The organism is Actinotalea ferrariae, from assembly GCF_019733465.1.
Taxonomy (GTDB): domain Bacteria; phylum Actinomycetota; class Actinomycetes; order Actinomycetales; family Cellulomonadaceae; genus Actinotalea; species Actinotalea ferrariae_A.
Genome location: NZ_JACVQL010000110.1, coordinates 1 through 3,869 on the forward strand (window position 1 = coordinate 1; position 3,869 = coordinate 3,869).

The 3,869-nt window shown below is 76.0% G+C and carries 4 protein-coding genes and 1 pseudogene; 1 reads left to right on the forward strand and 4 read right to left on the reverse strand.

Annotated elements, in window-relative coordinates; genetic code table 11:
* A pseudogene (locus ICW40_RS09595) lies at positions 1-294 on the reverse strand (hypothetical protein); the annotation flags it as partial.
* On the reverse strand, positions 291-1,274 hold the full coding sequence (locus ICW40_RS09600) for an o-succinylbenzoate synthase (protein ID WP_308121722.1): 984 nt from the start codon (positions 1,272-1,274) through the stop codon (positions 291-293). The gene ICW40_RS09600 and the pseudogene ICW40_RS09595, both read right to left, overlap by 4 nt.
* A 142-nt stretch (positions 1,275-1,416) precedes the next feature.
* Between ICW40_RS09600 and ICW40_RS09605 the strand changes: the two genes are divergently transcribed.
* Positions 1,417-2,361 carry a 1,4-dihydroxy-2-naphthoyl-CoA synthase gene (locus ICW40_RS09605; protein WP_221653602.1) on the forward strand — a complete coding sequence of 315 codons (945 nt, stop codon included), beginning with the start codon at positions 1,417-1,419 and terminating at the stop codon, positions 2,359-2,361.
* Between the two features lie 54 nt (positions 2,362-2,415).
* Here the strand turns inward: ICW40_RS09605 and ICW40_RS09610 are convergent, their stop codons facing one another.
* Positions 2,416-2,595 carry a hypothetical protein gene (locus ICW40_RS09610; protein WP_221653603.1) on the reverse strand — a complete coding sequence of 60 codons (180 nt, stop codon included), beginning with the start codon at positions 2,593-2,595 and terminating at the stop codon, positions 2,416-2,418.
* Positions 2,596-2,788: 193 nt separating this feature from the next.
* Positions 2,789-3,869, reverse strand: a 1,081-nt coding sequence (locus tag ICW40_RS09615; protein WP_308121723.1) for a DUF3048 domain-containing protein, incomplete at its 5' end; no start/stop codon positions are given.

Consider the following 3,869-nt stretch of genomic DNA (forward strand, 5'->3'; position numbering starts at 1 on the left):
CAGTGCGTGCGCGAGCGGCGCACTGCGCGAGCCGGGCGCGAGCACGACCTCCCGGACGCCGAGCCGCGCGAGCGCCTGGAGCAGCACCCTGGCCGCGCGCGTCGACGCTCCCGTGGCGCGGTCCTCGGCGGAGGTGCGCGACGTCGCTGCGAGCCCGGCCGGCGCCCCGACGACCGGCGCGGACGACCCATCCTCGGGCGCCCCGGACGGCTCGGGACCCTTCCCGCCTGCCGCGGACGACCCGTTGTGTGCCGTCCCGGACCGTGCGGGCGTCTCGGGAGCCTCCTCGGTCATGCGCGGGGCCCGGTGGTGCCCGCGACCGCAGCGACGCGCGCGGTGCGCTCCGTCCACCGCGCCCGCAACGCGTCGTCGGCAGCGTGCGTCGCGAGCAGGGCCGCGTCCGGCTCGGTGCGGCGGACCGCGATCGCGCCGTCGACCGGCAGCAGCGGGTCCGCGACGACGTCGGCCGTGAACAGCTGGGCCGTCGCGAGGCCGCACGCGTACGGCAGCTCGGGCAGCGCGGCGGCGAGCGCGACGCCGGCAGCCAGCCCGACCGAGCTCTCGAGCGCGGACGAGACGACGACCGGCAGCCCGACCCGCTCGGCCAGCTCGAGGCATGCCCGCACCCCGCCCAGCGGCTGGACCTTGAGCACGACGACGTCGGCCGCCTGGGCCCGGACGACCGCGAGCGGGTCCTCCGCCCGGCGGATCGACTCGTCCGCGGCGACCGGCACGTCGACCGCGCGCCGGACGGCGGCGAGCTCGTCGACGGTCGCGCACGGCTGCTCGACGTACTCGAGGCCGCCCGCGGCGCGGTCGAGCACGCGCAGCCGGTCGACGGCGGTGGGCACGTCCCACGCCCCGTTGGCGTCGATGCGGATGCGGCCGCCCGGGCCGAGCGCGTCGCGCACCGCCTCGAGGCGCGCGATCTCGTCGTCGACCGACTGGCCGGGTTCCGCGACCTTGACCTTCGCCGTGCGGCAGCCGGCCGACCGCGCCACCACGTGGCGGGCGAGGTCCGGCCCGACGGCGGGCACCGTGACGTTGACCGGGACGGCGTCCCGGACGGGCGCCGGCCAGCCCTCCCCCGCAGCCTCGACCGCCGCGCGCCACCAGGCTGCGGACTCGTCGTCGTCGTAGTCCCAGAAGGGCGAGAACTCGCCCCAGCCGGCGTCGCCCCGCAGGAGGACGCCGTCGCGCTCGGTCAGGCCGCGGAACCGCGTCCGCAGCCCGACGCGGTAGACGTGCAGGTCGGGCGGCGCAGGCACGGTCACCGGCCCACCGTACCCGCGCCGGGAGGCCGGTTCTGGAACCGATCCGGGCGCCCGACCGCGGGATCGGTGCCAGAACCGGAGGTCCTGCGCCCCATGGATCGGTGCCGGAACGGAGGCGCTGCGCTCCAATACTGTGGCGGGCATGAGTGCGCTGCCCAGCCCCGTGTCCGAGACGTTCGACCCGCAGGTGTGGCGCACCGTCGAGGGGTTCGAGGACCTCACGGACCTCACCTACCACCGCGGCGTCGACCGCACGGGCGAGGACGAGCGCGACCTGCCCGTCGTCCGCATCGCGTTCCACCGGCCCGAGGTGCGCAACGCCTTCCGCCCGCACACCATCGACGAGCTCTACCGCGCGCTCGACCACGCGCGCATGTCCCCCGACGTCGGCGTCGTGCTGCTCACGGGCAACGGCCCGAGCCCCAAGGACGGCGGCTGGGCGTTCTGCTCGGGCGGCGACCAGCGCATCCGCGGGCGGGACGGCTACCGCTACGCGTCCGGCACGTCGGCGGACACGGTGGACCCGGCGCGCGCCGGCCGCCTGCACATCCTCGAGGTGCAGCGCCTCATCCGGACCATGCCCAAGGTGGTCATCGCCGTCGTGGACGGCTGGGCCGCGGGAGGGGGTCACTCGCTGCACGTCGTCGCCGACCTGTCGATCGCGTGCCGCGAGCACGGCCGGTTCAAGCAGACGGACGCCGACGTCGGCTCGTTCGACGGCGGCTACGGCTCCGCCTACCTCGCGCGGCAGGTCGGGCAGAAGCGCGCGCGGGAGATCTTCTTCCTCGCCCGCGAGTACTCGGCCGACGACGCCGAGCGGTGGGGTGCGGTCAACGAGGTGGCCGAGCACGCCGACCTCGAGCGGCTCGCGCTCGACCACGCGCGGACCATCGCGGGGAAGTCGCCGCAGGCGGTGCGGATGCTGAAGTTCGCGTTCAACCTCGCGGACGACGGCCTCATGGGCCAGCAGGTCTTCGCGGGAGAGGCGACGCGCCTCGCCTACATGACGGACGAGGCGGTCGAGGGGCGGGACGCCTTCCTCGAGCGGCGGGCGCCCGACTGGTCGGCGTTCCCGTACCACTACTGACGTACGACGACTGCGGGCACGGCCGCTGGGCCGTCGTCGTGCCGGGGCTTGTCGTCAGCCGATCTGGCCGACGAACCAGAGGCCGAAGTCGAGCAGGTTCCTCAGGACGAGGGAGCCCGCGACGACGACGCCGAGGAGGAGGGTGACGGCGACGACGGCGGGGAGCGCTGCGCGCATGCGCTCGCGGTGCGCCGGGTCGGGGACGGGGATGCGGTCGACGGTGAGCTGAGCCATGACCTCAGCCTGCGCGCCGGGTGCCGGTGCGCGGATCGGCCTGCGGGACCGAGGTCGGCGCCGGCCGCTACGCCGCCGGGCACCGCTCCGTCACCACGCCTCATCCCGAGGGATGAGGGCGCGTCAGACCGCCGTCGCCCCGCAGCCCGTCAGTAGTCGCCAGGCCGCCCGTCAGCCGTCGGCCCGCCGCCCGTCAGCCGATCGTCAGCGAGCCCTTGCCCGCCGGGATCATCTCGACCCAGGTGATGCCGGGGGCGAGCAGCAGCGGCGCACCGTCGGCCCCGAACAGCTGCATGGGCGCGTCCACGGCGGCCTTGGACCACGTCCCCACGACGGTCTTGCCGGCCGTCGCGACGACGGCCTCGCCGGAGCCGACGAGCTCGTAGGTCGGGACGGGAGCGCCGCCCTGCGCGCCGAACGGCGAGTTCGGGTGCGGGGCGGTGATGGCGACGACGTTCGTCGCCGCGATCCGCGCCCCGTTCGCGGCAATCGCCGGGGTGCTGCCCTCGGACCGCAGCCACGTGCCGGTGCCCGCGTCGAACGCCCAGGAGGGCTTGGCCTGCGCCGACAGGTTGAAGGTGAGCAGGCCGGCGGGCGTGCCCGCGAGCGTCGCCGTCGCCAGGTCGGGGCGCCGCGCGAACGCGAACTGCTCCGCCGGCGGGGCCGAGTGATCCGCGTCGGCCGCCGCGAGGAACGTCTCGAGGTCGCCCATGACGTTGTGCGGCGCCGACCGGCCGCTGACGCGGTAGAGGCCCGCGGCGCCGGCGTCGTGGCTGATGAGCTGCGCGCCGCTGCTGCGGACGAGGTCGAGGATGCCGGGCTGACCGCCCGAGAAGGCGAGCAGGCCGCGCAGCGGCGCGATGATCGCGGGGTCCATCGGCCGGACGGAGCGGATGGGCCCCACCTCCGCAGGCACCTGCGAGTGGTAGACGGCGACGAGCCGCGAGACCTCGAACTCGACGATCGTCTCCCACACGACGTCGGCCTGGTCGAGCCCCACCTGGGGACGCGCGACGTTCGTGTTCTCGATCTTGACGGCGACGGCGGGCCGCGCGGCGACCTCAGCCGTCGCGACGCCCGTGAGCGGCCAGGTCGGCGGGACGACGGGTGCGGGTGCGACGACGCGCGACGGCGCGATCGTCGGCGTCACCGTGACGGGCTCGGGCACCTCGGGCTCGCCGGACGACGGCGTGCACGCGGCGACGGCGGCCAGCGTGAGGGCGGCGAGGACGGCCGCCACGCGACGCGAGGCCCGCGGCCGCGCAGCGACGGGC